Consider the following 26,367-nt stretch of genomic DNA (forward strand, 5'->3'; position numbering starts at 1 on the left):
CCAAGGCTCAAACAGGCTGTCCCGGACTACCCCGCAAGCTGCTGCGGTGCTCGGCGAGGTCGACGGGAATGGGGTTCTCCGTAGCTAGTGCTGCAAGTGGTCGATGATTGTGGGCAGGGCTGCGCCCGCCTTCGCGGCTGAAGCCGCTCCTACCTGCAGTGCCAACTGCCAGATAGCAGCGCGCGACCACCGCCAACTACGCAAACCCCTCAGCGCAACCCCAGCACATCCTGCATATCGTAATACCCGGCCGGCTGGGCTTGCAGCCAGCGGGCGGCGCGCAGGGCGCCTTGGGCGAAAGTGGCGCGGCTGGATGCCTTGTGGGTGATTTCCAGACGCTCGCCCTCGCCCATGAACATCACCGTATGGTCGCCCACCACATCGCCGCCTCGCACGGTGGCAAAGCCGATGGTGGACGGGTCGCGCGCGCCGGTGACGCCTTCGCGGCCATACACCGCGCATTGGGCCAGATCGCGGCCCAAGGCGTTGGCGACTACCTCGCCCATGCGCAGGGCGGTGCCGGATGGGGCATCGACCTTATGGCGGTGGTGGGCTTCCACGATTTCGATATCGTAGCCGGTGTCGAGCACCCGTGCGGCCATATCCAGGAGCTTCAGGCTCAGATTCACGCCCACGCTGAAGTTGGGCGCGCATACCAGGCCGATGTCGCTGGCTGCGGCGTGCAGCGCCGCTTTGCCAGCGTCGTCAAAGCCGGTGGTGCCGACAATCAGGTTCACACCCAGCGCGCGGCAGGCGGCCAGATGGGCCAGCGTGCCTTCGGGGCGGGTGAAGTCGATCAACACGTCGGCATCGCGAAGCGCCTCGGCAAAATCACTGCGGATCGCCACGCCGGTGTGTACGCCGAGCGCCTGGCCGGCATCCTGGCCCAGCATGGGCGAGCCTGGGCGATCCAGCGCCACGGTGAGGCGGCAGTCGCTGGCCAGCACGGTGTCGATCAGCACCCGGCCCATGCGGCCGGACACGCCGGCAATGGCGACGCGCAGACTCATTGTGGCTGTCCTTCCTTGGCGCCGGCTTCGCGGGCGGCAGCCTTGGCGGCAGCGCGTGGATCTTCCGGTGCTTTTTCGGTGACATTGGCGCGTGCTTCCAGCGTTTCGCCGCCCATGCCGATCACCCGGTCGCCTTCAAACAGCACATGGTAGCGCTTGTCGAATTCCTGCTTGCCGCCCTTGCTGGCGAAGTAGATATAGTCCCAGCGATTGGCGTGGAACGGATCGCTCAAGAGCGGCGTGCCGAGCAAAAAACGCACTTGCGAGCGGCTCATGCCCAGCTTGAGCTTGGCGGTCTGGTCGGCGGTGATCGCATTGCCTTGCGGAATGTCGAGTTTGTAGGGAGTGAGATAGCTGCAGCCGGCCAGTCCGGTGAGCAGTGCGGCGATCAGCAGTGTACGCATGGGGGACATCGAGTCAGTCGAAAAGGGAGGTGAGACGCGGCGAGGCCGACAAAGTGCCGTATCATAGCTGCGAACGACGCATGCGCGAAACCACGTCAGGCATATCCCCATGAGCAAAGCTACTGATCTGAAAGACGCCGGCCTCAAGGCCACCGGTCCCCGCCTGAAAATCCTGTCACTGTTCGAAACCAGCACCGAGCGCCATATGACGGCGGAAGACGTCTACCGCCTGCTCTTGGACGAGCAGGAAGATGTCGGCCTCGCCACCGTGTACCGGGTACTCACCCAGTTCGAGCAGGCCGGGCTGTTGGTGCGCCACCATTTCGAATCGGGCAAGGCGGTATTTGAATTGAACCAGGGCGGTCACCACGACCATCTGGTGTGCGTAAAGTGCGGCAAGGTCGAAGAGTTTTACGACCCGGAAATCGAGCAGCGCCAGGATGCCATCGCCGCCAAGCATGATTTCCTGATCCAGGATCACGCCATGTATCTGTACGGCATCTGCCAGCCCTGCCAGCAGCGGCTGGCCGGCAAGGGCCGCCGGTAACGGGGCCGAGGTGATTCCCTGGCTGGGCCGCTCGCCGGCCTTTCCTGCGATCGAAACGGCATTGGCCGCTCCCAATGGCCTGCTGGCCGCCGGCGGCGACCTGTCGCCGGAGCGCCTGCTGAGCGCCTATCGCCAGGGCATCTTCCCCTGGTATGCGCCGGGCGAGCCAATACTGTGGTGGAGCCCGAATCCGCGCATGGTGCTGTTTCCGCAGCAGCTGCATGTGAGCCGCTCGCTGCAAAAAGTGTTGCGGCATCGCCCCTACGAAGTTCGCTTCGACTCCGCCTTTGCCGAGGTGATGGCCGGCTGCGCCAACAGTGCCCGCCCTGGCCAGAATGGCACCTGGATCAGCCCCGACATGATCGCCGCCTACTGCCGCCTGCACGCCCTGGGCTGGGCCCATTCGGCCGAGTGCTGGATGGATGGCGAGCTGGTCGGCGGCCTGTATGGCGTGGCCATAGGCCGGATGTTCTATGGCGAATCGATGTTTGCCCGCCGCCCCGATGCTTCGAAGATCGCCTTTGTGCACCTGGTGCGCTGGCTCGATGCACACGGCTTTGCCATGATCGACTGCCAGATGCATACCGACCACCTGGCGCGCTTTGGCGCCAGCGAAATCGACCGGGCGTTGTTTTTGCAGCAGCTGGCCACGCTGATCGAATACCCGTCCGCACCGATGCGATGGCACTATGCTGAAACAGCCCTACCCGCCTTGTCGAATGCGCCGAGTCCGCCATGAATCCCGACGATAGCCGACTGATCCGGCTCCAGTTCTACGCCACCGCCCCCTATCCGTGCAGCTATCTGGCCGACCGCATGGCGCGCTCGCAAGTAGCGATACCGGCCGAGCTGATCGATGGCCAGGTGTATAGCCAGCTGGTGCGCCATGGTTTCCGGCGCAGTGGCCTGTTCACCTACCGCCCCTGGTGCGACCAATGCCGCGCCTGCGTGCCGGTGCGGCTGCGGGTGAATGAATTCAGCCCCGATCGCACCCAGCGCCGGGTGTTCCGGCAACATGGCACCCTCGATGTGCAAATTCGTCCGCTGGCGTTTGATGAAGCCCATTACGCCCTCTACCACCGCTACCAGCAAAGCCGCCACAGCGGCGGCGGCATGGATGAGGACGATCGCGAGCAGTACGAAAACTTCATCCTGAAAAGCCCGGTAGAGAGCTTTCTCGCCGAATTTCGCAGTGAAGGCGAATTAAAGATGGTGAGCCTGATCGACCGGCTCAGCGACGGCCTCAGCTCGGTGTATACCTTCTTCGAGCCGGACGATGCGCGGGCCAGCTATGGCACCTTCAATATCCTGTGGCAGGTGGAACTGGCGCGGCAGCAGAGCCTGCCCTATGTCTACCTCGGCTACTGGATCGCCGAGTGCCGCAAGATGGCCTACAAGACGCGGTTCCGCCCGATTGAAGGCCTGCAGCATGGCAGCTGGCAATTGCTGGCCGGCGGCTAGAACCCTTGCCCATGCGCTGGCGCCGGGCTGATCTGCGTCTGCTGCATCTGTCCCTGGCCGATGCCGCCTCGGGCACGCCGCGCCAGTGGTGGCACCTGGAACTGGCAGCCGAGCATAAAAGCAGCGGCGCCGCCTCGCTGAGCGGCCGACTCCTTGCGCTGCTGCTGAATCGTGCCGGACTCGACCTCTGCTTGCCCCTGCTGCAAATGCTCGCCCTGCCCGGCCTGCAGCCTTACCAGCTGGCCCAGCCAGCCAGCGCCTATGCCGCGCCCTGGTCGGCTATCCGCGCTGCACGCCTGAGCCTTGCCGGCTTGGGCTTGCTGATCGGCCTGGGCAGCCTCAATGCCAGTCGACAGCTGCTGCTGCTCGTCATCGCCATCCTCGGCGCCATGCTGGCCGGTGCGCTGGCCTGGCGCGCGGCGCGGCGCGACTGCCTGCGCGTTCGCGCCGCACAAAACGACATCGCGCTAGCGCTGACCCCGGCGGAAAGCGCACTGGGCCTGCCGGCCATGCTGCTGGCCGCCGGCCATGGCTATGCCGAAGCCGAGGCAATCGCGGCAAGCTGGCGGCAAGCACCGGATCAGGCCGACCGCACCGTGCTGGCACAGCTTGGCCTACTGGCCCCGGCCGGCGCGCTGCGCAGCGGCTGTTGGCGGGGCCTGTGCTGGCTGGGCGCCACCTTGCTGATCGCCTGGCCGTGCTGGCTGACCGAGCGACCCTGGCAGCTGCTGCCGGCCTGCGCCGGCGCCAGCTTGCTGCACTATCTGCATGCCCGCTTTGAATCACGCTGGCCGAGCGCCTTGCTGCGCACCCTGAGTCTCGGCGCAGCGGCGCTGGCGCTGGGGTTCACGCTCAGCCGTCTGCTGTGGCCCTATCGTGCCCCGGCCCCCGTTGCCACGGTGCCGGCGGTGGCGCGCCCGACCGCTCCAGCCGCCAGTGTGCGCGTAGTGCCGTAAGCATTTGCGTGGCCAGGGCCGAAAACCCGCAGCAGCCGTGGCGAACTTCGGCGCGAAAGCTTGGTCTGTGGCCGGGCTGCTATGTCCGCCCCAGCTTGCCTGCGACCGAGCCGAGGCGGGTTTGCTTGCCGGGCATAAGCCCGTATCCTTGCCGCTTTGTCGCACGCGCTTTCGCCACATGCCCAACACCATCCGAAACCTGATCCTGATTGCGCTCGGCGCCAATGTGCTGGCAGCCGAGGCGATTTCCCTGCCCCAGCCTGTACCCAGCCCCAGCGCACCGATTGCAGTGCGGCCTGCCCTGCCGATCGAGCGCATCGTCCAGCACTGGCGCCATGATGTCACCGCCCCGCGCCTTGCCGCCCTGCCGCAGCGCGGACGTGCACTGAACGATGCCGCCATTGCCCTGTGTGAAAAAACCACCCAGGAGCGGCTGGATACCGCGCGCTTGCGCTGGATCGACGCCTTCCTGGCCTGGCGCGCCGCCGACGTGCTGCCGCTGGACCCGGCCTTGCAGCAACAGGCCGACCCCGGCCCGGTCGAATCACCCAAGCTGGAAACCGCCATCCGCACCAGCGAAGACCAGTGGGACCCGATGAATCCCCCGTCAACCGCCGGCCTGCGCGCCATCGAATTCCTGTACTGGGGCAATGACCAACCCAAGGCGCAGCAAGGTCGCCTGGTGTTCCGCCGCCGCTGCAGCTACAGCGCCCTGTTGGCCGGTAAACTGGCTCGCGAGCTGGACAATGCCGGCGCCCGCCCACCGGCCAGCGCCAGCGAGTACCTGCAGCGCTTTTCGGCCGGCATCGGCCAGATCATGCAGAGCCGACTGCCCGGCACCGGCAAGGACGGCAAGGTGTCAGGTGAATACGATGCCTGGCGCAGCAAACAAACCAAGGCGGCCATGCAGGCTGGTCTGGCCACGCTGGAAAGCGCTTTTGCCGAGCCGGCCAAAAACGGCATCAGCCTGATCGACGCCCTGAACGAAGCCGGACAGAAGCCCTTGGCCGAGCAGCTGGCACAAGCCCTCAACGCTGCCCGCCGCGAGGTGGATGCCCTGCCAAGCGATAGCAACACCCTGCCACGCGACGGCGCCCGCCTGACCGGATTGAACGGTGCGCTGAGCCAGTTGCAAAAGCTGATCGACGGCCCCTTGAGTGAGGCCCTTGCCAGACGCTGAGGCAGCCAGGCCGGCATTCGCCATGACGGCAAACCACAGCACCGGCTGACATCGAATGACAACAAGCAGATGGCATAGCACACGCCATCCGCTTGTTGCCGGACCTCAGCCAGGAACCCATCTGCGCAGGCAGCTGCCCTTACTTCACCGGATTGATCTCCACCAGCGTCACCCCCTGTGCACCATTGGCACCGCGCGCTACCACCGAGTACACGCCAGGGTTGAAGGTGCGGATGATGGCCGACTCGGTCGGGCTGCCCGGCGCAAAGCCACTGGCCTGGATGTCGGCAATATTGGCCGATTTGCCGTACTGCTCGTTGCTTTCCAGCAGTTTGCCGTTCAGCTGGTCGTATAGATCGATGGTCGGTGCCGGCAAGGCGCCGCTGACACCCAGCGCAGCCAGCGATGGCCCCTTGGCGGTGATGATCATGCGCTTGGGCCCGTCCACCACGGTAAAGCCGGCAATGGCCACGCTATCGCCACTTGCCGTCACACTGCGGAACGACAGATTGGCCAGTGCGCCGGTTTCCGCCGGGTTGACCACCGCATTCACCCCGAGCAGGGCATTGCCGGTGCTGCCATTGAGGCCATCGAGCACCACGCTGTAGGCGCCGCTGGCCAAGGTCAACAGCAGGGCATCTTCGCGCGGATCAAGCGGCAGACCTTCCACCGTACCGGGCTTGGGGCTGTCCGGCCCATTGCCGATGCCTTGATTGGCAGCAATCTGCTCGCCACGGCTATTGAACAGGCGGATACGCGGATTGCTCAGAGTATTGCTCACTCCGTAGCTGGCCAGCGACGGCCCGCGCGCATCGATCAGCACCGTTTTGCTGCCGCCTGCAATGGTAAAGCCGGCAATCAGCACATTGTCGCCAGTCAGCACATTAGCACGGGCGCCAATGCCGGCCAGATGCGCATTGCTGGCGGGTGTCGCCGCATCGAGCCGGAATACGCCGTAGCCGCTACCGGCCAATACCTTGCCATTGGCATCGCCGGCCAGTGCCGTGATTTCCGCAATACCTTGCTGGCCATCATCGGTCGTGTAGCGCGGCAGGCCATCATTGGCCGGCTGCCAGCTGGCGCCTTGATTACTGCTGACATAGATGCCGCCGCCTGCGGGTGCCGCATACAGCTTGCCGTCGCCCGCACTGGCAAGGCTGAAACCGCTACTGCGCCGATCCAGCCCTGCATCTGCCGCAAGCCAGTTGCCGTTCTGCAACCTGAAAACGCCAGCTGGCGCAACGCCGCCCAGCGTACTTGCCGCGCCAAACACGGTACCTGCCGCATCGATAGTCAATTGGCGGATCGCCATACCGGCCGGTATGCCCTGATTCACCGACACCCAGCTGTTGCCGGCATCCACGCTGCGATACACCGCGCCTTGCTGGAAAAGGGGATCAAGTGCCGCGGCGTACACCGCGCCCTTGCCATCGCTTGCCAGTGAACTCACGCGACTGAAGGCACCCAGGCCATTGCCGCTCGCCTGCCAGCTCGCACCGCCATCGACACTTTTGTACAGGCCCGTGCCACCACAACCGCGAGTGCCCAGATACACCGTACCGCTCGCGTCACCCGCAATCGCCTCCACCGCGCAGTTCTCGCCATACTGCGCCAGCGGCAAGCCATTGCCCGACAAGGTCCAGCTGTTGCCGCCATCGCCGCTTCGCAACACACCACGACCCTTGGTTCCCACCAGGATGTTTCCACGCCCATCGCGGCCAAGTACGGTAAACGCAGGCTGCTGACCGTCGATCAACCCTGGCATCGCGCTGCTTGCGCTCTGGCTCGTTTCCCACAAGCTGCCGCCATCCTTGCTGATCAATAGAGCGTGCTTTTGACCCAAGGCATAGGCCTTGCCCGACTCAGCGAACAATAAGCTGGTGTACTCAGGTTCGGCGACCGCCAGGCTCAGCCCCTCGTTGCTGCGCTGCCAGCCACTGGCCGTAGCCCGGAACACACCGTTGATGCTGTACGCCAGAACCTGACCATCGGCAGCGCGCACCATGCTTTCGATAGCCTGCCCGGCCGGGTCTGCCACGCCGAGGAACGGCGCCCAATGATCACCGCCATCCAGGCTGCGATACACGCTGCCATTGCCCATGCCGGCATACAGGGCAGTGCCATCGGCGACTAGCAGTGAATAGACATCGGCATCTGGCAGACCGCCGGCCGTGGCCACCCAGGCGGCGGAGGCAGCGGAGCGCTTGAATACGCGCTTGCCCATGGCCAGGTAGAGCGAGCCACTACCATCGCGCGTCATGGCGGCCGGGCTGCCTTCGCCCTCTGGAAGGCCTTGGCCGGATGCCTGCCATTTGCCGTCGCTGCCATAGCGACTCACGCTGACAGGTCCTGGTGCACCGCTATAGACCTCGCCGTCGATCGCGAACACCGGAATCTCGTATCGTGCAAGGGATGGATAGCCTTCCTGGCTCACCACCCATGTTTCGCCCTTGCGCTGGTACAGGGTGCAACTGCCGAAGCGCGAGTTGGTCTGGCAAACCGACAGGAACACGCTGCCATCAGCCGCAACGACCAGTCGCCGCCCTATGGTGCCGAAGTAAGCGCCGGATTGGGAGCCAAGCGGCAGGCCTTGGTCGATGCGCGACCAGCTGTCACCACCATCCTGGCTGCGATAGACCGCCAGCTTCGCCGTCAGATACAGCTCGCCGTTTGCGGTGGCCACAATGGCTTGCAGATCCCCGGCCAGACCGCTGCCGATACCTGACGGGCTGGCCGTCCAATGCTGGCCGTCCCGGCTTTTGAACAGGCGTCCTGCACCGCTGCTTAGCGCAAAGTAGCGGCCATTCTTGTCGACGGTCAGCGATCTGAACTCGTGAACCTGATAGGCCCTGTCGGTATCGCTCCCCGAGCCGATGCGCCAGTCGGCCGCGTGCGCCGGCTGAACCGCGCCGTGCAGACATAGCGCCGCCAGCACATTCAAAGCAAGGCGTTGCCGCGCAGGCAAGCTGTTGATCAAATATTGTTTTAACGACATGAAACAACTCCTCCAGAATTGGATTTCACACTCTTGGAGACGTGCAAAAAATTGCCGGCGCTGTATTCGCGGCCACTAAGTGATAGCGAGCCCGTGCCGATCCCGACCCGATCAAGCCGGCAGAGTCGAAATCACGGAAGGGGATTCCGCACAGCACTCGCAGGGCTGCAATTTGACTACAGGCGCGTGCAACTGGCTATGAAGCAGTTCACACCCAGGGAAGCTCAGAACGCATTGCGTGTGCAACTTGAGTGGCAGGCCACGGAAAACCCGGGACCAAGCCGGGAGCGGGCAAGCTTTTGATTCGGTGTGGATCTATCCCTCCGCCACCGACGGGGACCGCGCTTTTTGCGTGTAAGTGGATTCGTTCAGAGCTTCCCTGGCGCAATGCAATCAGTGACATCGACCTGCCGCCCTGGCAGGGCACGACACTCGATGCGTCGCGTTTCCCGGCCCCGGCTGGCTTGGGCACGCGATGCAGGGTCGAACCCTGCTGTAACGCGCCATCCATGATCAGCCCGCCATCATCGGTTCAATCTCCTGCACGCGCCAAGCTGGGGTAGTTCATGGCGAGCTTCTGTCTGCATTCGCAATTGGCGGCGGTCGCCATGGCTTGGGATGGAGCAATACGGCACAGCCATTTGTCCGGCAGATGCCCGCAATGGCCGATTGATACCGGCAGCATGAGCGGCTTTGTTACAATGCCAGCCCGCAGGAAAACGCTGAACCATTCCACCAGCCCGCCACCTGGCGGGCTTTGCAATTTCGGGCGTTTGCGGCTCTGCCCGCGCCCAACCCAAACGGCCGCCGCATCATGACCCAGTCTTTCAGCCAGTTCGATCAAACCCTTGCCAGCTGCCTGCTGCGCGACCGCCATGGCTTGCGGCAAAAGCTGCGCGCCTTGCGCGAGCGGCAAAAGCAGCAGCAGCCGAGTGAGCGGCAAGCGACCGAGCTGGCGCAGGCGATCAGCCAGTCGCAGGCGCGCTATGCGGCGCGGCTGGCCAAATTACCCAAGCCGCAGTACGACGACAATCTGCCGGTCAACCAGCGCCGCGACGAGGTCAAGCAGGCCATTGCCAATAACCAGGTGGTGATCCTGTGCGGCGAAACCGGCTCGGGCAAAACCACCCAGTTGCCGAAAATCTGCCTGGAGCTGGGGCGCGGCGTGGCCGGACTGATCGGCCACACCCAGCCACGCCGGCTGGCAGCACGCACGGTGGCAACGCGGATTGCCCAGGAATTGAAAACCGAGCTCGGTGACACCGTCGGCTTCAAGGTGCGCTTTACCGACAAGTCGTCCGAATTAAGCCTGGTCAAGCTGATGACCGACGGCATCTTGCTGGCGGAAACCCAGACCGACCGCTTTCTGAACCAGTACGACACCATCATCGTCGACGAGGCGCACGAGCGCTCGCTGAATATCGATTTCCTGCTCGGTTTTCTGCGCCAGCTGCTACCCAAGCGGCCCGATCTGAAGGTGATCGTTACCTCGGCCACCATCGACGCCGAGCGTTTCAGCAAGCATTTCGACGGTGCGCCGGTGATCGAAGTCAGCGGCCGCACCTTCCCGGTGGAAGTGCGCTACCGCGAGCTGAAAGCTCAAGGCAACCCCTCACCCCTGCCCTCTCCCAAAAAGGGCGAGGGGGAATTTACGGCGCGTTCCACGCGCCAGGCCTTTGCCACTGACGATGCCGATCTGGAAATGGAAGAGGCGGTAGTCGATGTGGTGCAGGACCTGTGGCGCCAGGATGGCTTGGGCGATGTGCTGGTATTTCTGCCCGGTGAGCGCGAGATCCGCGAAACCGCCGAGCAGCTGCGCCGTGCCAAGCTGATGGGTGCCGAGATCGTGCCGCTGTTCGCCCGGCTATCGGTGGAAGACCAGCAGAAAGTGTTCCGCCCCAGCAATGGCCGGCGCATCGTGCTGTCGACCAATGTGGCGGAAACCTCGCTGACCGTGCCGGGCATTCGCTATGTGATCGACTCCGGCCTCGCCCGCGTCAACCGCTATTCGCCACGGGCCAAGGTCGAGCAATTGCAGATCGAGAAGATCTCGCAGGCATCGGCGAAAAGGACTTCAACGCCCGCGCGCCGTTTACCGACCCGGAAATCCTGCGCTCTTCGCTGGCGGCGGTAATCCTGCGCATGCAGGCGCTCAAGCTGGGCCGCGTCGAGGACTTCCCCTTTCTGGAAGCCCCATCGGGCCGGCTGATTGCCGATGGCTATGCGCTATTGCATGAACTGGGCGCGGTAAATGAGCAAGGCCAGCTGACGCGGCTGGGCACTGAATTGGCACGCCTGCCGATCGACCCGAAGATCGGCCGCATGCTGCTGGCCGGTCGCGACGAAGGGTGCCTCGATGAGATGCTGATCATCGCCTCGGCGCTGAGCATCCAGGACCCGCGCGAGCGGCCGTTCGAAGCGCGCGAGGCGGCCGACCGGGCGCAAGCACGCTTCGCCGACGAAAAATCCGACTTCCTGTCCCTGCTCAATATCTGGCAGTTCTTTGATGAGGAACTGCGCCACAAAAAGAGCAACCGCCTGCTGGTACAAGCCTGCCATGACCATTTCCTCAGCTATCTGCGCCTGCGCGAATGGCGTGAATTGCATGGACAGCTGAAAGACATCGTCATCGATATGGGCTGGATGCGCGATGAGAAGCACGCCGCCGAAGCTAGCGCCCTCCCCTCGAAGAGCGAGGGGCAGAACCCAGTGCTGCCCAAGAAGGCCGAAAAAGCCCGCCTGGCCGCCGAGGCCGCTCGCTATGAATCGCTGCACAAGGCGCTGTGCGCCGGGCTATTGGGCAGCATCGGCTTCAAGCAGCCGGAGGACGATGAATACCTGGGCGCGCGCGGCATCAAGTTCAGCATCTTCCCCGGCTCCGGCCTGAAAAAGAGCCGGCCGAAGTGGGTAGTGGCGAGCGAGCTGGTGGAAACCACCAAGCTGTATGCGCGCTGCGTGGCCGCCATCCAGCCGGAATGGCTGGAGAAAATGGCCGGCCATCTGGTCAATCGCGACTACTTCGAGCCGCACTGGGACGAAGGTCCGGCCCAGGTCAATGCCAGCGAGCGGGTCACCCTGTATGGCCTGCCGCTGATCGCCAAGCGCCGTGTGCATTTTGGCGCCATCGACCCGATCAAGGCGCGCGAGATCATGCTGCGCGAAGGGTTGGCCGGCCGCCGCTTCAATACCCGCGCCGCCTTCTGGCAGCACAATGAAAAGCTGATCAGCGAGGTGGAAGAGCTGGAGCACAAGGCACGCCGCCAGGATGTGCTGGTCGACGAGGAAGTGCTGTTCAGCTTTTACGACCAGCGCGTGCCGCAGGAAGTGATGAATGGCCAGGGCTTCGATGCCTGGCGCAAGGAGGCAGAAAAAACCGAGCCGCAGCTGCTATTCCTCAGCCGCGACGACTTGATGCGCCATGCCGGCGAATCGATCACCGAGCAGCAGTTCCCGCCCACCCTGCTGCTCGACGGCATCGCCCTGCCGCTGGCCTACCGCTTCGAGCCGGGTCACCCGCTCGATGGCGTCACCGTGCAATTGCCGCTGCATCTATTGAACAAGGTCAACGGCGCCGCCTTCGATTGGCTGGTACCGGGCCTGATCCGCGAAAAAATCACCCTGCTGGTGAAATCGCTGCCCAAGAGCATTCGCCGGCAGTGCGTGCCGGTGCCGGAATTCGTCACCCGCATGATGCTGGAGCTGGACAAGGCCGACCGCAAGGCGGCGCTATTGCCGCAGCTGGCCCATGCGGTGGGCCGTGGCATCGGCAGCGGCGTATCGGTGGATGAATTCGATGGCAGCGAGCTGCCGGCGCATTTGCGCATGAATGTGCGGGTGGTGGACGATGCCGGCCAGGAGCTGGCCTCGGATCGCGACCTGGTAGCGCTGCGTGCCAAGCTTGGCGAAGCGGCACAGATGACCTTCCGCGAGGTGGCGGCCGCGCCGGCCCGTCCGGCAAATGCCCCATCAGGCAAGGACGGCCAAGGCAAGTCGAAGAGCCCCGCCTCTGCCGCGCCCGCAAAAGCGGAAGTACGCGCATCCGGCCCGGCCATCGAGAAGGACGGCATCACGAGCTGGGATTTTGGCGACCTTCCGGCCAAGCTCAATTTCGACCGTGGCGGCGCCATGCTCACCGGCTACCCGGCTCTGGTGCCGCACGAAGGCGCCTGCGCCATCCGCCTGTTTGACGTGGAGAGCATGGCCGAGGTCGAGCACCGGCAGGGTGTGGTGCGGCTGATGCAGATCGAATTGAAAGAACAAGTCAAGCAGCTGCCCAAATGCTTTTCCGGCTTTACCCAGCTGGCGCTGCAAATGCGCAATGTGGCCGACTCGGACAGCCTGATGGACGATCTGGTCGCCGCGGTGTGCGACCGCGCCTTTATCGGCGACGACCCGCTGCCGCGCAGCAAAAAGGATTTCGACAACCAGAAGCAACGCGCCAAAACCCGCCTGCCGGCGGTACGCGACGCCGCCTACCGCGTTCTGCAGGAGGTGGCTGCCGAGCAGCATGCGCTGCAGACTTTGCTGGCTAAGCCTATCCGCCTGCAGGCGGAGCTGAAGCAACAACTGGCCCGCACCGTCTACAAGGGCTTTCTGGCCGCTACGCCGTGGGAGCAGCTGGCCCATTTGCCGCGCTATTTGAAGGCGATCAAGTTGCGGCTGGAAAAATACAATGGCAACCCCAGTCGCGATGCACAGCGCGCAGCCGAGGTGGCCATGCTGTGGACGCGCTGGGAATCCGAGCAGGAAAAATGGCGCAAACAGGGCCGCGACCCGGCCCCATTGGCGCCATTTCGCTGGCTGATCGAGGAATTACGCGTGGGCCTGTTCGCCCAGGAACTACGCACGCCCTTCCCGGTATCGGTAAAGCGGCTGGACAAGAGCTGGGCGGAATTGGTGCGGCAGTAGCTGTTGCCGGTGGAGCGGCCCGGAAACTGACATTCTCCAGTTCACGTTAAGCGCCTGAAGACTGGATTGGACCAGCGCTTCCCTAGCGGGCATTGCGCACCCGGCTCAGATGCACAGCGCTGATGCCCAGATAGGAGGCAATGATCTCCTGTGACAGCTGTCCGGCCATGCTGCCGAATTGCTCGCGAAACCAAGCGTAGCGCGCGGCAGCATCCAACATCAGCAGGGTGTACTCGCGCTCGGATTTTTGCTGGTAGAGCGATTCGATCAACGACAGGGTAAAGGCGGTCCACACTGGCTCGCGCAGCGCCAGATCGCGCAGCTTGCTATAGGGCATGCACAGCAGAACGCCGTCGCTCAAGCCCTCGATCTGGGTGCGCGATGGCCCATCCCGCACCAAGTCTTCCAGCGAACCGAAAACGCTGCCCGGCCGGGCCAGCCATTTGGCTTTGCGGCTGCCATCGGGCAAAAGGTAGAACTCGCCCATCAGACCGGAAACCACCAGCGCCGCCAGCCGCGCCGGGTTGCCAGCGGCCAGGAAAATATCGCCCTTGCTGAATTTGTGCTCGCTTACCGCGCTTGCCAGCACGGCAAGCTGTGCCTCGGACACCTCGCCGTGGCGGGCCAGCAAGTCACGTAATACCTGGATGGCGGCAGGGGAAAGATTCACGGGCGCTGGCGTCCGGTGCTGATCGGGATTGCAGCTTAACAAATGTTAACGACGGCGGTGCGGGCGCCCTCTAAGGTGCGCGTCAGTCACCACAACCCCAAGATGCCACGTCGATGAGTCTGCCTGTGTCCCCTACTTCAAGCCCTTTCGCTAGTCGCTCAGCTTGGCGAGCACACGATGTTGCCGATACCGGGCTATGGCAATGGGTTCTTGATAGCCGCGAGCAGGCGGCGATCATTGCGCTGGGCAACTGGCTTGCCGCCCAAGGCACCAGCGACGCCTGCGTCGCGCCCCTGGTCGCAGCCTATCCCGATGCTTTGCGTGAGTTGGCGCCACGTATGGCCACCATTCGCCAAGCCTTGCAGCACGGCCTGGGCTTTACCTTGATGCGCGGCTTTCCTGTTCAGCACCTGTCGGCATCCGCCGCGCGTCTGGCCTACCTGGCGCTAGGCAGCTTGCTGGGCGAGGCCATGCCGCAGAACCGCCAGGGTGAATTGCTGCACGATGTGCGCGACATCGGCGCGGATCGGCACGACCCGAACGTGCGACTGTCGCGCACCAATGCCGAGCAGGACTTTCACACCGATGCAGCCGACATCATCGGCCTGCTGTGCCTGAATAAATCGCGCTCGGGTGGCGAAAGCCGCATCGTCAGCTCTGTGGCGGTGTATCAGGAGATCGCCGCTAGCCGGCCGGATCTGGCCCCCCTATTGTTCGAGCCTTGGTATTTCCATTTGAAGGGTGAGCAAGCGCCGGGTGCGCTGCCTTACTTCAGGCTGCCGATCGCCCGTATGGTCGATGGCCAGCTATCCACTTTTTTCATAGGCTGGTACTTGCGCGATGCCGAATTGCTGGAAGGCGTACCAGCGCTCAGCGACGCCCAGCGTGAGCTGCTGAGCCTTTACGAAGCGGTGGCCAACCGGGCGGATCTAGGCCTGCAAATGCAGTTCGAGCCCGGCGATGTGCAATGGCTGAAGAACTCGGTGATCTTGCACAAGCGCAGCGAATACCAGGATTGGCCAGAACCGGAACGCAAACGCCACCTGCTGCGCCAGTGGTTGGCGGCCGACGACTTTACCGACGGTATCGTGGCGCTGCGGCGCGGACATGAAGCTGCCGCTGCAGCCGTGAACAAGGGGACTAGCAACCATGCTTGATACGGTGGTGGTGGGGGCGGGCCAGGCCGGTCTGGCCATGGCCTACCAGCTCAAGCAGGCCGGCATGAGCTACCAGATATTGGAGGCGGCCGATCAGGTGGGCGGCTCCTGGCCCGCGTACTACGACAGTCTTACCCTGTTCTCGCCGGCTCGCTACAGCAGCCTGCCTGGCTTGGCCTTTCCGGGCGAGGCGAATGCCTATCCCAAGCGCGATGAGGTAGTCCGTTATCTGCAAGACTATGCGCGCCATTTCGCACTACCGGTGCGAACCGGCCAACGGGTGCTACATGTCAGCCGAACCGGAACGGATTTCGAGCTACGCATTGCTGACGGCACCCGGCTGCAGGCACGCAGCGTGGTAGCAGCCAGTGGCGCCTTCGCCTATCCCTATATCCCCAAGCTAGCCGGGCTGGAACGGTTTCGCGGGCGCGTCTTGCACAGCCGGAACTACCGCAGGCCTGAAGACTTTGCGGGTCAACGTGTCATCGTGATCGGTTCGGCCAATTCGGCGGTGCAGATTGCCGATGAGTTGCGCGCAGGCAGCCGGGTCAGCCTGGCCAGCCGCCGGCCGGTGCGCTTTCTGCCGCAGCGCCTGCTGGGACGCGACATCCACTTCTGGTTAACCTTAACCGGGCTGGATCGGACCCGCTGGCTGGATGATCAGAGCACGCCGGTGCTGGACGATGGCCACTATCGCCGCCTGCTGAAAACCGGCGAACTGGTACGGCGCCCGATGTTTTCATCCCTAACCGCCGATGGTGTGGTGTGGGCGGATGGCGAGGCTGAGCCGGTTGACACCCTGCTGTTTGCCACCGGCTTTCGCCCACATGTGCCGTTTCTGGCGGGCCTGAACGTTTTTGACGCGGATGGGCAGCTGCGCCAGAAGAACGGCAGCGCCACCGCTGAGGCAGGCTTGTATTTCGTCGGCTACCCGCGCCAGCGTAACTTCGCCTCGGCAACCCTGCGCGGTGTGGGTCCGGATGCAGCGCAGGTGCTGCGCTCCCTGCGAACCTGTCTGCAAGGCAAGTCCTGACGGTTTTCACGCGAGCGCTACCCGATGCGCGATAGCTCAGCCAGCGGCGCCATGCGTCGGTTTCAGCTCTGCCACCAATTGCTGTAACAGTGTGCTCAATGCCGCATTCATGCCGACAAAGCGGCAGCCGGCGCGGCAGGCTTTGCGACCGTCGGGCAGCTCTACCGGATCGGCATACAGCACTTCGATATCGAGGCCGCTGACCGTGCCGCCGGCGTGGGCAATGCGGCAGCCTTTCAGCAAGGTGCCGGGGGAGAGGCGGATTTCATCGCCATAGATCAGTGCGCCAAGGCCCGATACGCTCAGATCGACCACCACCGCATCGAAGGACAGCACGCCATCTTCATCGGCCACGCATTGCAGCGGCCGCTCCGGCAAGGGCTTCAAGCGCTGCTGGCCACGCCGCTGGCGCAGCACCAGGTATTCCGGATAGCGGCTGCGCAGCTGACCGTCTTGCATTGAAAGCTTTGCCAGCGGTATTTCCAGCTGGCCGCGCTCGATGCGGCTGTGCAGCACCAGGGTATCGCTGGCCAGCGCCGCCTGGTTGGCGGCCGGGTTGTCGCACACGCTCAGGGCGATTTCACCGCGCTCGGCGCTATGTGTGAGCAAATGCGTGGCAAACAGCAGGGTGCGGCCATGCAGATGGCTGACCAGCGGGCAATGCTCGCGGGCGATCTCGTCGAGCACCGCGCTGATGATGGCGGCATCGCGCAGAACCACGCCGTTGGGCTGGCTGCTGCCGGACTTCTTGTCTACCGGGGTGGCTTGTACGGACATGAATCGAATCTCGAAGGGTGAAATGCAGCGACACGCCAAGCCATGTTAACCCGAGTCAGCGACTTCCTACCAATGAGCCGGCAGCACTGGTCTTGCCTTGCGGTAATGCTGCCAATTTCAGCCACGCCGGCTTCGCCGACAATGGCGGCCTTTGTGCCTTTTTGACGCCTGCCATGCTGCTATCCGCTCGCCTCTGCCGCTTTATCTTGCCCGCCGGCCTAGCCCTGCTGCTCGGTGCCTGCCAACCGGCTTCACACGCACCGGCTACCGTCACCACGCCAATGCCAACAGCGGCAGCGCCGAGCCGGGTAGATGACTTTCGCCAGCTGCGCGATGCGCTGTATCACCAGCGCCGCGCCGAAGTAAAAACGCGCTTTGGCCTGCCGCTGGCCATGATGGACGGCAATCAACTCGCCGCCTTTTGCCATGGCGACGCCAAAGGCGCCGCGCCGGCAACGTTCGACGCAGCGCAGTTCGATCGCTGCTACGGCAGGCTGTTTCCGCCGCCCTTCATCCAGCTCTTGCTCAAGGTGAAAAGCGATGTGCTGTTCAACAAGGGCTATTTCGACCAGGCGCCCCTGCTGGTTGGCGAAGGCAAGGCCAGCCTGATTGCAACGCTTGAGGGCGACCATCTGACGCTGATGTACAACACCCAAAGCGAGAGCAAGCTGTCGGAAACCGAAACCAGCATGATGCACCACTGGCAATTCGAACAAGGCCAGCTACGCTACCTAGGTTTACAGCTGGCCGACTGAAGCATTTGAGTACCCGCTACAGAGCGCGCCGCCGCTTTGACAAATACACCGAATATATTAAATATGACAAGGTAGACGCACAATCTGGTCTACCCCCCCGCCCAGTCGGTACGCCGGAGCAAGCCATGAATACCCATCTGAAGCCCTTGCTGATCGGTTTTGCCAGCTTTATCGTCGTGCTGATCGCCGCCCTGAGCCTCGCCTCCTACATCTTGCTGGGACGGGCCAACGATATTCTGGATGGCCAGCTCAATCGCGCCATTCTGGTGTCGGATGCGATGGCCGCTGCCAACTTCCACATAGCGCAGATCCAGCAATTCGTTACCGATTCGGCAGCTACCGGCGAAAAGGACGGCATGGAAGACGCCGGCAAGGAACTGGCGCAGGCCAATGCGGCACTGGCACAGATCAGCCAGCTCGAACCCCGCTACGCGGCCGCCGCCAGCGCGCTGCAGGGGCAGGCGCAAACCCTGCTGAGCACCGGCGCCAAGATGGTCGAGCAATATGCCCAAGGGCGCGAAGCCGGCAACCAGATCATGAAGTCGCCCGGTGGCTTCGATGCGCAGACCGATGCGATGCACGACCATCTCGAGCAGCTGAGCAAGCAAGTGGCGCAGGCACGCAGCGCGGCGCAGGCCGGACTCGATCATGAGCTGGAGCAGAATTTGCGCGTCGTGCTGGGCATGGGCAGCCTGATTGCACTGGCCTCGATTGCCGGCTCGGTGCTGCTGTATCGCCGGGTATTCCGCATTCTGGGCGGCGAGCCTGCCATTGCCGCCAGGCTGTCGGAACACCTGGCCGAGGGCAATCTGGGTCATGCCATCCATATTGCTGACCATGCCCGCGCCAGCCTGCTCGGCCGCCTGGCCGCCATGCGCCAGCGCTGGCTGACCATTGCCGGGCAGTTGCACCAGCATGCCGGCTCGGTCAGCCACGCCACCGCCCAGGTGCTGGACAGTGCCGACGAGCTGGCCCGGGCGAGCGAGCGGCAAAGCAGCGCCACCTCGGCCATTGCCGCCAATCTCGAGCAGATGTCGGCCAATATTCATGAAATTTCCGATCAGGCCACCCAAGCCAACCAGCAGGTGGAATCCACCGGCAAGGCGGCTGCCAGTAGCGCCGCGCTGATCGCCCAAGTGGCGCAGGAAATCCAGCAGGTTGCCAGCAGCGTTGGTGATTCGGCGCGTCAGGTGGGCCTGCTCGATGCGCGTGCCAAGGATATCGAGCAGATCGTCACCGTAATCCGCGAGATTGCCGACCAGACCAATTTGCTGGCGCTCAATGCCGCCATCGAGGCGGCGCGCGCCGGCGAGACCGGTCGCGGCTTTGCGGTGGTAGCCGATGAAGTACGCAAGCTGGCCGAACGCACTACCAGCTCGACCGCCTCGATTGCCGGCGTGATTGGCCAGGTACATGCTGCCACCCGCGAGATCGTGACCACCATCGATCAGAGCGTGGCACGGGTGGATGCCAGCGTGGCGCTGACCGCCCAGGCAGCCGGCGCAATGACGGAAATCCGCGATATTGCCGCCTTGGCAAGCAGCCAGGTTCATGCGATCAACGATGCACTGGGCGAGCAGCGCGCCAATACCGAAGACATCGTGAAGCGGGTGGAGCAGATCGCCAGCCTGGCCGATGAAAACGCCAGCCTTGCTACCGCCTTGTCGCAAGCCAGCCATCAGCTCAGCGATGTCGCCGATGGCGTACGCACAGAAGTAGCCTTCTTCAAGCTGGCCCATGCCTAGTTTGCGGCGTGGCTAGAGTCGATCAAATACAAACACCTTGAACCACAGAGAGCACAGAGATCACAGAGGTGGCACAGAGGCAAAACCGAGGCATGAAGGCCGCTGGCTGTCGGGTGGTGCCTGACGACTTGGTAACTGCAACAGTCTGCAAGCGCGCCAAGGCGGCTCAAGCCAACTCGACACCCGCACTCGATCGCATCATCGGTACCTACCCCGTCTTGGTTTTCTCTGTACCACCTCTGTGATCTCTGTGCCCTCTGTGGTTCAAGATTTTCCAGCCGATACGCCCAAGCCCCATTACTTCCAGCGCAGGCGCTCGAAGGCGAATGGCGCAGCCGGCCCTGGCGCCAGGCCAGTGAGCTTGCTGCTGGCCGCCACCGCCATGCCCGGATAGGCCAGCACCGCCCACGGCGCTGCTTCGGCAAAGCGCCGCGCCGCCGCTTCATAGGCTTGCGCGCGCTTGCTGCGGTCGGGCGATGCTCGGCCGGCATCGATCAATTTATCGAAGCCTTCGTCGCACCAGTGGGCGGTGCTATTGCTGGCCGACTCGCAGCTGAGCAGATTGGCGTACAGTTCGTCCGGGTCCAGGCTATTACGCCAGCCCGACACGATGGTGTCGTGCTCGCCGGCACGGCCCTTGCGGCTTAGCTCGGCCGCATCGAGCAGCACAATGCGCGCCCTCACCCCGAGTTTGGCCCAGTCGGCCTGGATCAACTCAGCAGTTAGCTTGGGGTTGAGATTGGCCGCCCCGCCGCCCTGCGCCGCCCAGATGGTGGTATCAAAGCCCTGCAGCTGCCCTGCCTCGCGCAACAACTGGCGGGCAGCATCGAGCTTAGGATCGTGCTTTTCTGCAGCCGGCACGCCCCACAGCGCCTGGCCTGAATAGGGAAACCAGCCCACCTCCGCCTGCCCGCCAAACACCGAGGCGACAATGGCGCGCCGATCGATCACCAGACTCAGCGCCCGTCGCACCCGCGCATCGTCGAACGGCTTTTTGCGGGTATTGAAGGCGAGAAACGAGGTCACCTGGGGCTGGTAGCGGTACACGCTGACGCCGGCTGCGGTCTCCAGCATGGCGAGATCTTGCGGTTTCAGGCTCTCGGCCAGCGCGCATTCGCCGCTGCGCAGCTTTTGCGCGCGCACCGCCGGATCGGGAGTAATGCTGAACAGCAGCCGATCGATAGCCGGCTTGCCGCGAAAATAGCCGGGGTGAGCGGCGTAGCGGATGGTGCTGCCCTTGTCGTAGCGCACTAATTGGTAGGGCCCGGTGCCGACCGGCTCACTCGCCAGCTTGGCCAGCTGGCCACTGCGAGCCAGCTTGTCGCCATACTCGGCAGACACAATGGACATCGGCCACGACGCCATCAATACCGGAAACGGCGCATAGGGCTTGCTCAGGGTAAAGCGCACGGTATAAGCATCGAGCTTGTCGACCGAGCGGATCAGCTCCGCCCAGTTGCCCGATAACGCTCCAGGGAAGCCGGCCGGCGCCTGCGCGGCACCGGGGTGGCGGTTGTCGATCTGGCGTTGCACGCTCCACAGCACATCGTCGGCATTGAACGGCCGGCTCGGGCTGAACCAGGCGGTGCGCTGGAACACCACCTGCTTGCGCAGCACAAAGGTCCACACCGTGCCGTCGCTCGATGAAGTCCACGACTCGGCTAATTCGGGCGCCAAAGTCGCGCTGCCCGGCACGAAACCGACCAGCCGGTTATACAGCGCATAGGCAGCAGCACGATGGGTGGCCGCCGTATCGGACAGCGCCGAATCAAAACCATCGGCATCGGCTTCGGCGCAGAACACCAAAGGTGGCGCCGCCTGTGCCTGCACGCAGAGCCAGCAGGCCGCCAGGCAGCCGGCCAGCCCTGCCCGTTCCCCCCACATCAAGCCAATCAAGACCCTGAACATCACGCTGCCCGCTAGAACCGAAAGCGCGCAGCGTAATGCGGCAAGGCGGTTTTGTCGCGGGTGAGCGAGTACACCAGCTAACCGCATCGAGTTCCGAGCCAATGCACCAGGAGAAGGCCGCTCTGCAGTCATGCCGGCATGGGCAGCCCATTCGCGACCGCCCACCTGTGCTTGGCGCTGCCGGCCGGCACTTCATCCCATTTGAACGACGCGCGACCGACACCATGGCTATCGTTGCCGCCGTCATCACGCCCAAACCGGAGCTCACCATGGTAAAAAATCTGCGACACCTGCTGCTTTCCACCGCCCTGCTCACCGCCAGCGCCATTTGCCCGGCCGCCGGCTATATCGATGCCAAGGCCAGCGACCCCGATGGCAGCCCGCTGGATATCGGCATCTGGTACCCGAGCGCTGCGTCGACCGCGCCCATGGTCACCGGGCCGGTTTCACAGGATGTGGCAATTGCCGGCCCCATAAAAGGCGACCATCTGCCCTTGGTGCTGATTTCGCACGGCACCGGCGGATATAAATTCAGTCATTACGACACCGCCATTGCGCTCGCCAATGCCGGATTCGTCGTCGCGGCCGTCACCCATAGCGGCGACAATTATCAGGACAATAGCCGGGCGGTCTTTATTACCGAAAGACCGCGCCATATCAGCCGGGCGCTTGATTTTATGCTGACCGATTGGGCTGACCGAAACAAAATCGATGCCAGCCGCATCGGCATATTCGGTTTTTCGGCGGGCGGATTTACTGCGCTGGTGAATATTGGCGGCCAGCCCGATTTAAGCAAGATCGAACCGTTTTGCCAGGCGCATGCCGAGCACTTCGCCTGTACCCTGATCGCCAGAAAAAGCCAGAACAAAGCCTCAGAACCGCCACTGCGTCGCGGTGGTGTTGATCTGCGCTTCAAGGCGGCCGTTATCGCCGCGCCAGCACTGGGCTATACCTTTGCGCCAAATGGCTTGGACAAAGTCCGCATCCCGGTTCAGCTGTGGCGGGCCGAACAGGACGAGATCCTGCCCCACCCCTGGTATGACCAGCTGGTGCACGATGGCCTGCGCGGTCGCGATGATTACCGGGTGGTGGAAAACGCCGGGCATTTCGACTTTATGGCGCCCTGCAGCGCCGCGCTCGCCAAGCTGGTGCCAGCGATTTGCAGCAGTGCCATCGGGTTTGATCGAAGTGCGTTTCATGCAAAGTTCAATTCTGCCCTTGTGGAATTCTTCAAAGCAAAATTGAGTTGATCAAGCAAGCGCGCTGATCAGTGCCGTGGTGCAATGCTAATAAACGCATCGCACCACCATTTTCACCAAAATATCCGGCCTATACATAGGCCAGCCATGAAACATCTCAGAATCAATGACTGCTCGAGAGCTATGTATGGCTGTTTATATCTGCAATTGCCAGATCATAGGCCGTAACCAAGGCATCATTTGCATTTACCGGAATGTCAGGCTTTACCCCCACTTTCTCCCAATTTGCCTTGCTTATCGGACTAATCGGTTGAGCCACCGGCAGCAGTAAACTGAAGTGTGGCGTTGGCCATACGAATTGACACGCATGGGCACCACCACCAGACGTTTCACCGATCACGGTTGCTCGCCCCGTGGCTTGTAAATCATAAGCCAGCATTTCCGCACCGGAAAAGGTGTAATGGGCCAGCAGAAGGTACACCGGCTTTTCCTCACCAAAGCGCTGTCCGGGCACCCAGTCCTGGGTGTGGAATTGTTCAACCTTGTTGTTCTGTCGTAGGTGCAATGCACTCAAGCTGGTTCGTTTATTGAATAAATAGCTGCACAGCCAGGTAACCGTGGCAGGGTCTCCGCCACAGCAATTTCTCAAGTCAATGATCAGCGCATTGCTTTTTGCCAGCAGCGTCATGGCCGCTGTTATGTATTCAGCAGCTTTGCCGTGCTCAACGAACTCCCGAAAAGCAATGTAACCAATATTTCCTTCAAGAAATTCTATTTTCGATATCCCAAATGAAATTTGCTCAACATGCTGTTGCCGATCATTTTGTTCAAAAACAGCATCACCATCGGTCTCTGGCATATGTGGCTCGACAAAGTAGCGAACCCGCAAGTGCTCGTCATTTGAGACATGACGAAGATCGGCAGTAATGGCACTAGCCAATTCTTCCGGCGTACTGGCTGCATCATACTCACCCGTACTTAACCGCGCCTCCAAAAAGGCACTGATAGAATCAGCAATATCTGCAAAAACATATTTTTTGGATATTTGATGCTGTATATTTCCCACCAGCTCACGCAGCGCTTGTGCATTCATTTTTATGACACATTTTGAATTAATTAAGTCTGCATCCAGAATCATTATTACTTGAAGGCGCGATCCAATCACGCCTTCAAGCCACAACACGACTCAGCGCATCACTGCGCCCATCCATCAAGCCAGCAACTTGGCCTCGGTCTTGCCGTATTTCAGGGTCTTTTCATCCGGCAGGAAGATGCCAGTGTGTTCATTGCGGCCCTGCAAGATATAGCGGGCGCCGGTCTTGCCGATGGCTTCGGCCGCCGATTTGCTGCGCTCGCCGATTTCGCCTTTTTTCAGGCGATTAACCACCACGCCGAGCTTGGTATCGGCGAAGTCCTTCAGCATCCATGCATCGCCATCGCTATCGCCCAGCACCATGGCCGGGCCATAGCCCTTGCTGGCGACCAGCACATTGTTGATGCCGACCGTCTTGCCCGGCCCCCAGTTGAAGTGCCATCCCTTGCGATACACGCTGTCGTACTTGCCGTCCTTCATTTCCAGGCGCAGGCCGATCACGTTCTCGGCCGGTACGTTGTAGCCATACTTGGCATTGCCGGCAAACACCCGCACCACATCGTCAAGCGAGGCGGTCGAGACATAGACATCGATGCCATTGGCACGCAGGGTATGCATCAGCGTGGCCATTTCGGTGTGGATGCGCAGGCCGAAGAAGTGCGATGCGCTGATCTGACCGGCCTTGCCCGGCAGCTTGTCCGAGCTGGCCAGCTTGCCCTTGCGCAGGGCATCGCCCAAATTGGCGTCGTTGGATGCTTCGGTCATCGCCTGCACTTCAGCCGGGCTCATATTCTTGAAGAAATAGATCACCCATTTGTAGCCGACTTCAATCGGCTGGCTGTCGCAAATGGCGTCGTACCTGAACTCGAGCTTGGGGCGCAGATCCTTGACCTGCTCGCTGGCCTGTATCTGCTCCAGGCTCTGGCTGCCGGCCATGCCCTTGAAATTGGCGTGCAGCCAGCGGTAATCGGCTTCCACATCGGCGGCGATGTCTTCCATCAGCACCGGCTTGCCGTCCACATTCTTGTAGTCGGCGGCAAACGGGCCGTTGGGCACGCCCTGGCGCACCACGCTGGCGAATTCATCGGGGCTGAGCTTGAAGGCCAGATGCTCGATCTGGTACATGAACAGCGCTTCTTCGCAGTCGTTCATGATGCAGGTGTTGTCCCAGTCGAACACCGCATAGGGCTTTTTTTGCGGGTTGTAGTTCGGGCTGGCCTTGCCCACCGTTTGCAAAAAGCGGTTGATCTCGCCGGCATTGAAGGCCGACCAGCGCGCCGGGTCGATCGGCAACAGATTGGCGGCATCGGCGGGCGCTGCGGCGGCCTGGGCGGTGGCGGCAAGGGCCGGGACAGTCAGCAGGCTGCCAGTGCCGATGGTCTTCAACAGGGTACGACGGTTCATGGATATCTCCTTGGGATGCTGCTCGCACAATGCTGCGCGGCGGGGAAAGCCGGCGATTGTGCAATGTTTATGACAAAAATGCTGTGCCGGATTACCAAGGGCAGCGTAGCAGGCCGGTGCAAAAAAGCGTGTGCAGGATGCAGCACCGCCAATCAGCTCGCCTGCAGCAGTGCCAGCGCGCTGCCGTGCAGGGCGGCATTGCCAGCGGCCAGCACGTCGCCGGCGGAGTCGCGGGTAAGCGGCCGGCCCTGCCAGTCCGTCATCACTCCGCCGGCGCCTTCGACTACCGGCGCCAGTGCGGCAAAGTCATGCAGCTTCAGGCCATGCTCGGCCACCAGCTCCAGCCCGCCACCGGCCAGCAAGGCATATAGATAGGCATCGCCCCCCCACACGGTAAAGCGCGCCGCTGCCTGCAGCCGGGCAAACTGTTCGCCCGCCGCACCGGGCAGGTATTGCGGGCCGGTGGAACCGAGCTTGGCCTGCGCCAGCGAGGCGATGGCCGATGCCTTGATCGGCTGGCCATTCAGGCTGCTGCCCTGCCCGGCCACACCCACCCAGCGCTCGTTCAGCACCGGCTGGTCGATCAGGCCCAGCACCGGTTTGCCATGGTGCAACAGGCCGATCAGGGTGCAGAAGGTAGGCCGGCCGATGATAAAGCTCTTGGTGCCATCAACCGGGTCGAGCACCCACACCCACTCGGCATCGTCACGCTCCACGCCGAACTCCTCGCCGATAATGCCGTGCTCGGGCAGCAATTGGGCCAGCAGCGCCCGCATCGCCTGCTCGGCGCCGCGATCGGCCAGGGTGACCGGGCTGGCATCGGCCTTGTCGTCGATCGCCAGGCCGCTGCGGTAGTAAGGCAGGATGGCAGCGCGGGCGGCATCGGCCAGCTGGTGGGCAATCGGCAGAAAGTGGGCGGCTTGGCTCATGGTGGCAATCAAAGTCAATTCGGGCCGCTAATGTAGCAGCTTGGCCATGATCGCCAAAGGAAGCTCTGAACAAATCGAGTCTTCAAACGGCAGGGTCGGCCCCGGGGAACCCGGGGCTTAGGCGTCAATTAGTAAACTATTGATACTTCACGGTTATACCCCACCCCCTCCGCCCCCGCATTTCGCGGGGGAGCCTGACGGGTGGCCGGTTTACCGGCCGGGCACCCGTAGGACAT

The 26,367-nt window shown here is 62.8% G+C and carries 21 protein-coding genes and 1 pseudogene; 12 read left to right on the forward strand and 10 right to left on the reverse strand.

What is annotated here, in order from left to right; genetic code table 11:
* Positions 1 to 209 precede the first annotated feature (209 nt).
* Together dapB and ACE3OH_RS03965 are read right to left on the reverse strand one after the other, a co-directional pair.
* Positions 210 to 1,010, reverse strand: a complete 801-nt coding sequence (dapB, locus tag ACE3OH_RS03960) for a 4-hydroxy-tetrahydrodipicolinate reductase (RefSeq protein ID WP_374348714.1) — start codon at positions 1,008 to 1,010, stop codon at positions 210 to 212.
* Positions 1,007 to 1,414 (reverse strand): outer membrane protein assembly factor BamE, encoded by a 408-nt coding sequence (locus ACE3OH_RS03965; protein WP_374348717.1) that lies wholly within the window; start codon positions 1,412 to 1,414, stop codon positions 1,007 to 1,009. Before ACE3OH_RS03965 ends, dapB begins: the two co-directional genes overlap by 4 nt.
* Before the next feature lie 109 nt (positions 1,415 to 1,523).
* On the opposite strand from ACE3OH_RS03965, the gene fur reads away from it, so the two are divergent.
* The 5 genes from fur (at position 1,524) to ACE3OH_RS03990 (ending at position 5,558) form a co-directional block, all read left to right on the forward strand.
* Positions 1,524 to 1,961 carry a ferric iron uptake transcriptional regulator gene (fur, locus tag ACE3OH_RS03970; protein ID WP_374348720.1) on the forward strand — a complete coding sequence of 146 codons (438 nt, stop codon included), beginning with the start codon at positions 1,524 to 1,526 and terminating at the stop codon, positions 1,959 to 1,961.
* Between the two features lie 10 nt (positions 1,962 to 1,971).
* On the forward strand, positions 1,972 to 2,700 hold the full coding sequence (aat, locus tag ACE3OH_RS03975; protein WP_374348724.1) for a leucyl/phenylalanyl-tRNA--protein transferase: 729 nt from the start codon (positions 1,972 to 1,974) through the stop codon (positions 2,698 to 2,700).
* Entirely contained in the window at positions 2,697 to 3,422 is a 726-nt protein-coding gene (locus tag ACE3OH_RS03980; protein ID WP_374348727.1) for an arginyltransferase, read from the forward strand. Before aat ends, ACE3OH_RS03980 begins: the two co-directional genes overlap by 4 nt.
* A gap of 11 nt (positions 3,423 to 3,433) precedes the next feature.
* The gene (locus ACE3OH_RS03985) at positions 3,434 to 4,378 is read left to right on the forward strand and encodes a hypothetical protein (RefSeq protein WP_374348730.1); all 945 of its coding nucleotides are present in this window, start codon (positions 3,434 to 3,436) and stop codon (positions 4,376 to 4,378) included.
* Positions 4,379 to 4,556: 178 nt separating this feature from the next.
* Positions 4,557 to 5,558 carry an imelysin family protein gene (locus ACE3OH_RS03990; RefSeq protein ID WP_374348733.1) on the forward strand — a complete coding sequence of 334 codons (1,002 nt, stop codon included), beginning with the start codon at positions 4,557 to 4,559 and terminating at the stop codon, positions 5,556 to 5,558.
* Positions 5,559 to 5,697: 139 nt separating this feature from the next.
* Here the strand turns inward: ACE3OH_RS03990 and ACE3OH_RS03995 are convergent, their stop codons facing one another.
* Together ACE3OH_RS03995 and ACE3OH_RS04000 are read right to left on the reverse strand one after the other, a co-directional pair.
* Positions 5,698 to 8,553: a WD40/YVTN/BNR-like repeat-containing protein gene (locus tag ACE3OH_RS03995; RefSeq protein WP_374348735.1), complete on the reverse strand. Its 2,856-nt coding sequence runs from the start codon at positions 8,551 to 8,553 to the stop codon at positions 5,698 to 5,700.
* Between the two features lie 532 nt (positions 8,554 to 9,085).
* Entirely contained in the window at positions 9,086 to 9,397 is a 312-nt protein-coding gene (locus ACE3OH_RS04000) for a hypothetical protein (protein ID WP_374348738.1), read from the reverse strand.
* On the opposite strand from ACE3OH_RS04000, the pseudogene ACE3OH_RS04005 reads away from it, so the two are divergent.
* Positions 9,368 to 10,803 (forward strand): annotated as a pseudogene (locus ACE3OH_RS04005) (helicase-related protein); the annotation flags it as partial. The gene ACE3OH_RS04000 and the pseudogene ACE3OH_RS04005 sit on opposite strands and share 30 nt — an antisense overlap.
* A complete protein-coding gene (locus tag ACE3OH_RS04010) occupies positions 10,783 to 13,461 on the forward strand; it encodes a DUF3418 domain-containing protein (protein WP_374348774.1) in 2,679 nt (892 codons plus the stop codon). The pseudogene ACE3OH_RS04005 and the gene ACE3OH_RS04010, both read left to right, overlap by 21 nt.
* A gap of 82 nt (positions 13,462 to 13,543) precedes the next feature.
* Here the strand turns inward: ACE3OH_RS04010 and ACE3OH_RS04015 are convergent, their stop codons facing one another.
* Complete coding sequence (locus tag ACE3OH_RS04015) at positions 13,544 to 14,131, reverse strand: Crp/Fnr family transcriptional regulator (protein ID WP_374348741.1); 588 nt, start codon at positions 14,129 to 14,131, stop codon at positions 13,544 to 13,546.
* 125 nt (positions 14,132 to 14,256) lie between these two features.
* Between ACE3OH_RS04015 and ACE3OH_RS04020 the strand changes: the two genes are divergently transcribed.
* Together ACE3OH_RS04020 and ACE3OH_RS04025 are read left to right on the forward strand one after the other, a co-directional pair.
* Positions 14,257 to 15,288 (forward strand): TauD/TfdA family dioxygenase, encoded by a 1,032-nt coding sequence (locus tag ACE3OH_RS04020; RefSeq protein WP_374348744.1) that lies wholly within the window; start codon positions 14,257 to 14,259, stop codon positions 15,286 to 15,288.
* Positions 15,281 to 16,321 (forward strand): flavin-containing monooxygenase, encoded by a 1,041-nt coding sequence (locus tag ACE3OH_RS04025; protein ID WP_374348747.1) that lies wholly within the window; start codon positions 15,281 to 15,283, stop codon positions 16,319 to 16,321. The genes ACE3OH_RS04020 and ACE3OH_RS04025 overlap by 8 nt, the downstream gene beginning before the upstream one ends.
* 36 nt (positions 16,322 to 16,357) lie before the next feature.
* Here the strand turns inward: ACE3OH_RS04025 and ACE3OH_RS04030 are convergent, their stop codons facing one another.
* Positions 16,358 to 17,098, reverse strand: a complete 741-nt coding sequence (locus ACE3OH_RS04030) for a flagellar regulator YcgR PilZN domain-containing protein (RefSeq protein WP_374348750.1) — start codon at positions 17,096 to 17,098, stop codon at positions 16,358 to 16,360.
* 173 nt (positions 17,099 to 17,271) lie between these two features.
* Between ACE3OH_RS04030 and ACE3OH_RS04035 the strand changes: the two genes are divergently transcribed.
* Both ACE3OH_RS04035 and ACE3OH_RS04040 read left to right on the forward strand, forming a co-directional pair.
* Complete coding sequence (locus tag ACE3OH_RS04035; protein WP_374348754.1) at positions 17,272 to 17,853, forward strand: hypothetical protein; 582 nt, start codon at positions 17,272 to 17,274, stop codon at positions 17,851 to 17,853.
* 125 nt (positions 17,854 to 17,978) lie between these two features.
* Positions 17,979 to 19,598, forward strand: coding sequence for a methyl-accepting chemotaxis protein (locus tag ACE3OH_RS04040; protein ID WP_374348757.1), 1,620 nt, complete (start codon positions 17,979 to 17,981; stop codon positions 19,596 to 19,598).
* 297 nt (positions 19,599 to 19,895) lie between these two features.
* On the opposite strand, the gene ACE3OH_RS04045 is transcribed toward ACE3OH_RS04040, so the two are convergent.
* Complete coding sequence (locus ACE3OH_RS04045; RefSeq protein ID WP_374348761.1) at positions 19,896 to 21,482, reverse strand: ABC transporter substrate-binding protein; 1,587 nt, start codon at positions 21,480 to 21,482, stop codon at positions 19,896 to 19,898.
* A 248-nt stretch (positions 21,483 to 21,730) separates the two neighbouring features.
* Here ACE3OH_RS04045 and ACE3OH_RS04050 point away from each other — a divergent pair, with 248 nt between their 5' ends.
* Positions 21,731 to 22,756 carry an alpha/beta hydrolase family protein gene (locus tag ACE3OH_RS04050; protein WP_374348763.1) on the forward strand — a complete coding sequence of 342 codons (1,026 nt, stop codon included), beginning with the start codon at positions 21,731 to 21,733 and terminating at the stop codon, positions 22,754 to 22,756.
* A gap of 130 nt (positions 22,757 to 22,886) precedes the next feature.
* Here the strand turns inward: ACE3OH_RS04050 and ACE3OH_RS04055 are convergent, their stop codons facing one another.
* From ACE3OH_RS04055 to hisN, 3 genes are all read right to left on the reverse strand, one after another.
* A complete protein-coding gene (locus ACE3OH_RS04055) occupies positions 22,887 to 23,888 on the reverse strand; it encodes a S41 family peptidase (protein ID WP_374348766.1) in 1,002 nt (333 codons plus the stop codon).
* A gap of 27 nt (positions 23,889 to 23,915) precedes the next feature.
* On the reverse strand, positions 23,916 to 25,202 hold the full coding sequence (locus tag ACE3OH_RS04060) for a haloacid dehalogenase-like hydrolase (protein ID WP_374348769.1): 1,287 nt from the start codon (positions 25,200 to 25,202) through the stop codon (positions 23,916 to 23,918).
* Between the two features lie 152 nt (positions 25,203 to 25,354).
* Positions 25,355 to 26,131 (reverse strand): histidinol-phosphatase, encoded by a 777-nt coding sequence (gene hisN / locus ACE3OH_RS04065; RefSeq protein ID WP_374348771.1) that lies wholly within the window; start codon positions 26,129 to 26,131, stop codon positions 25,355 to 25,357.
* Positions 26,132 to 26,367 lie beyond the last annotated feature (236 nt).

This window comes from Chitinimonas sp. (assembly GCF_041904975.1).
Classification (GTDB): Bacteria; Pseudomonadota; Gammaproteobacteria; order Burkholderiales; family Chitinimonadaceae; genus Chitinimonas.

Coding starts and splice junctions, on each gene's coding strand:
- ACE3OH_RS04050 (WP_374348763.1), top strand. CDS start 21,731: ATGGCTATCGTTGCCGCCGTCATCACGCCCAAACCGGAGCTCACCATG.
- ACE3OH_RS03985 (WP_374348730.1), top strand. CDS start 3,434: ATGCGCTGGCGCCGGGCTGATCTGCGTCTGCTGCATCTGTCCCTGGCC.
- ACE3OH_RS04035 (WP_374348754.1), top strand. CDS start 17,272: ATGCTGCTATCCGCTCGCCTCTGCCGCTTTATCTTGCCCGCCGGCCTA.
- hisN (WP_374348771.1), bottom strand. CDS start 26,131: ATGAGCCAAGCCGCCCACTTTCTGCCGATTGCCCACCAGCTGGCCGAT.
- dapB (WP_374348714.1), bottom strand. CDS start 1,010: ATGAGTCTGCGCGTCGCCATTGCCGGCGTGTCCGGCCGCATGGGCCGG.
- ACE3OH_RS04060 (WP_374348769.1), bottom strand. CDS start 25,202: ATGAACCGTCGTACCCTGTTGAAGACCATCGGCACTGGCAGCCTGCTG.
- ACE3OH_RS03980 (WP_374348727.1), top strand. CDS start 2,697: ATGAATCCCGACGATAGCCGACTGATCCGGCTCCAGTTCTACGCCACC.
- ACE3OH_RS03965 (WP_374348717.1), bottom strand. CDS start 1,414: ATGCGTACACTGCTGATCGCCGCACTGCTCACCGGACTGGCCGGCTGC.
- ACE3OH_RS04030 (WP_374348750.1), bottom strand. CDS start 17,098: ATGTCCGTACAAGCCACCCCGGTAGACAAGAAGTCCGGCAGCAGCCAG.
- ACE3OH_RS04040 (WP_374348757.1), top strand. CDS start 17,979: ATGAATACCCATCTGAAGCCCTTGCTGATCGGTTTTGCCAGCTTTATC.
- ACE3OH_RS03995 (WP_374348735.1), bottom strand. CDS start 8,553: ATGTCGTTAAAACAATATTTGATCAACAGCTTGCCTGCGCGGCAACGC.
- ACE3OH_RS04045 (WP_374348761.1), bottom strand. CDS start 21,482: ATGTGGGGGGAACGGGCAGGGCTGGCCGGCTGCCTGGCGGCCTGCTGG.
- ACE3OH_RS03990 (WP_374348733.1), top strand. CDS start 4,557: ATGCCCAACACCATCCGAAACCTGATCCTGATTGCGCTCGGCGCCAAT.
- fur (WP_374348720.1), top strand. CDS start 1,524: ATGAGCAAAGCTACTGATCTGAAAGACGCCGGCCTCAAGGCCACCGGT.
- ACE3OH_RS04025 (WP_374348747.1), top strand. CDS start 15,281: ATGCTTGATACGGTGGTGGTGGGGGCGGGCCAGGCCGGTCTGGCCATG.